Here is a 2,451-nt window from a genome sequence, read left to right as displayed (position 1 = left end):
CTTTTTTTAGCTTCTTGCTCTTCTTTTAATTTTTTCTCTGCATTCTGTTTAGCTTCTTCTACTTCTTTTAATTTTTCTTCTAAATTCTGTTTAACTTTTTGTTCTTCTTTTAATTTATTTTCTGCATTTTGTTTTTCTTCTTCTGCTTTTTTCAGTTTTCTCTCTGCATTTTGTTTAGATTCTTGTACTCCTGATAATTTTTTTGTAGCTTCTTGTTCAGTTAGTTGTGCAGCTTTTAATTCTTTTTCAAATCTTACATTTTCTTGATAAATAGCGCTACCAAATAATGAAAAAGATAAAATAATGCTCAGTGTTGCTGCTAAAGCATATTTCTTAGTTTCAAATGTTGATTTTATTAGAAATACAAATAAGGAAATTATTGAAGCTAAAAAGATAAATAAAGAAAAATTAGTCATAGCAGATCCTCCAAAATAAAGTTATTAGCTTAAGTCTAGTCTATTTAACTTTTATTTCAATCAAATACTGAACAAAAATCCTTTTATAGGGTTGTTAGGGCTTGCCCTGACCGTCTGAAAGACGTTTTATAAAGAAATATAAGGTCTTTAGGTTAAAGTAACGTATAACAGCCTTAAAATGCGTTTTAAGCCTATCTGGTTCTTTTGTATACAAATGGCTTTTGTTTTAACAACGAGCGACTAGCGAGGCGTTAGTTTTATGTGAGAGTGGTTTTTCTCTCACACCTTTATTTTTTATTTGGAATTTAAGCTGTTTTTTGATAGAAAAATAGGTGTAAAAGGAAGGACCCTCTTTTATAACCTATTTTAAACCTCTTTTAAACCTCTTTTAGACCCCCTTTGAGCCTTACTCTCCCAAGGGATACAGAATGTTATGAACGTAGTTTTGTCTGCTTATGAACGTAGTTTTGTCTGTTTATAAACGTAGTTTTGTCTGTTTATAAACGTAGTTTTGTCTGTTTGAACGTAGTCTTTTGAACGTACTACTCTTTACAATTACGTTTAATTGCAGTACTATTGATTTTGAGGTGATTATATGGCAAACGAACTTGTAAAATATCATTCAGAATTAAATACTATTCCTTTAAGAAAATTTAGCCCAGTTCAAATGAATTTGTTCTTTTCGATTGTTTCTCGTATGCGTGATAAAGGACAAAATAAAGTGACCTTCACTTTTGAACAACTAAAGGATCTTAGCGATTATAAAGCAACTGCTAATAATCGTTTTATTGATGATTTAGAACAAACCTATGACAAACTAATGGACTTAAGGTTTGGTAGAAGAAGTTCTGATGGTCTTCAGCGTGAACGCTTTGTATTGTTTAATCAATTTAAAATTGATGGTAAAGCAGAAATTCCTTATGCTGAAATACAAATACATGAACAAGCTGTTCCTTTATTAAATAATCTAGAAGAGTGGGTACGTTATTCTCTTCAGCAATTTAATGAATTACAAAGTAGCTATTCAAAAACAATGTTTCGTTTATTAAAACAATTCAGAACAACTGGCTATGCATACTTCTCAAAAGAAGATTTTAATGAGTTGTTAGATGTTCCAAAAAGCTATAAACAGGGCGATATAGATAGAGCAATTATAAAGCCTATACGAGAAGAATTAACTCCTATTTTCACTGGACTAACTATTAAGAAAAAGTACGGTAAGGGAAGAGGTAAGCCTGTTATTGGCTATCAATTTTCCTTTAAGCCTGAAATGAAAAATGCTGATGATTTTTATAAAGGTCAGCGAGAAGATATTCGGAAAAAATTATTTAATATTGAACACAATTCAGAATTAACTCAAGAAGAAAAATGGCTCGCAAAAGACCGTGTGTTAGGTCTAAAATTAGGGACACATGAAGCAGATTTTTTTGCTCAACAAGAGAAAGAAAATGCTGCACTAGAAGAAGAAAAAGCACGAAAAGAATTACTAGAAAATCTCTCTAGAAAGTTTAGTTAAATCGAGCACAGCGACATAAAAAAACACCACTAAATTTAGTGGTGTTTTTTTACTCGGTCTTAGGTGAAACCTAACAAGTAAAAATCTGTGATTTTTAGGGACTCCACTTGGAGACCCGATGCTTGCCCCCCAACGCGTTTATACTTTACAGTTTTATTTACTTTTCAAAACCACATAAATCATAGCCTTGAGAAGTCGCTTCTGAAATTGAAATCGCTGATACTGAGTTAGCTCTTTTAAGTCCCCTACAATTGCTAGAATAATGAAATTTCCTTCCACTTTGAGGAGCTATATACACTGTCCGTTCGTTTTGTTGATTGGCTTCTTGGGTTTGTTCGCTAACAACTTGATTTTCTTTCGTAGTCTGTGCTTCTTTTAGTTTTTCCTCTACACTTTTTTTAGCTTCTTGCTCTTCTTTTAATTTTTTCTCTGCATTCTGTTTAGCTTCTTCTACTTCTTTTAATTTTTCTTCTAAATTCTGTTTAACTTTTTGTTCTTCTTTTAATTTATTTTCTGCAT

At 31.4% G+C, this 2,451-nt stretch carries 2 protein-coding genes and 1 pseudogene; 1 reads left to right on the top strand and 2 read right to left on the bottom strand.

Going from position 1 to position 2,451, the window contains the following annotated elements; all coding sequences use genetic code 11:
• On the bottom strand, positions 1–416 hold a 416-nt coding region (locus CBF33_RS09530; protein ID WP_425330198.1), incomplete at its 3' end, for a hypothetical protein.
• Positions 417–1,011: 595 nt separating this feature from the next.
• On the opposite strand from CBF33_RS09530, the gene CBF33_RS09525 reads away from it, so the two are divergent.
• Entirely contained in the window at positions 1,012–1,932 is a 921-nt protein-coding gene (locus tag CBF33_RS09525; protein ID WP_126763772.1) for a replication initiation protein, read from the top strand.
• Between the two features lie 157 nt (positions 1,933–2,089).
• Here the strand turns inward: CBF33_RS09525 and CBF33_RS09580 are convergent.
• Positions 2,090–2,451 (bottom strand): annotated as a pseudogene (locus CBF33_RS09580) (hypothetical protein); the annotation flags it as partial.

It is taken from the genome of Vagococcus lutrae, from assembly GCF_003987555.1.
Classification (GTDB): Bacteria; Bacillota; Bacilli; order Lactobacillales; family Vagococcaceae; genus Vagococcus_A; species Vagococcus_A lutrae.
The sequence above is the reverse complement of the archived record's forward strand: the minus strand, read 5'-3'. Positions and strand labels throughout refer to the sequence as shown.

What these genes read in the sequence shown, in the direction of transcription:
- CBF33_RS09525 (WP_126763772.1), top strand. Translation starts at nt 1,012, where the DNA reads ATGGCAAACGAACTTGTAAAATATCATTCAGAATTAAATACTATTCCT.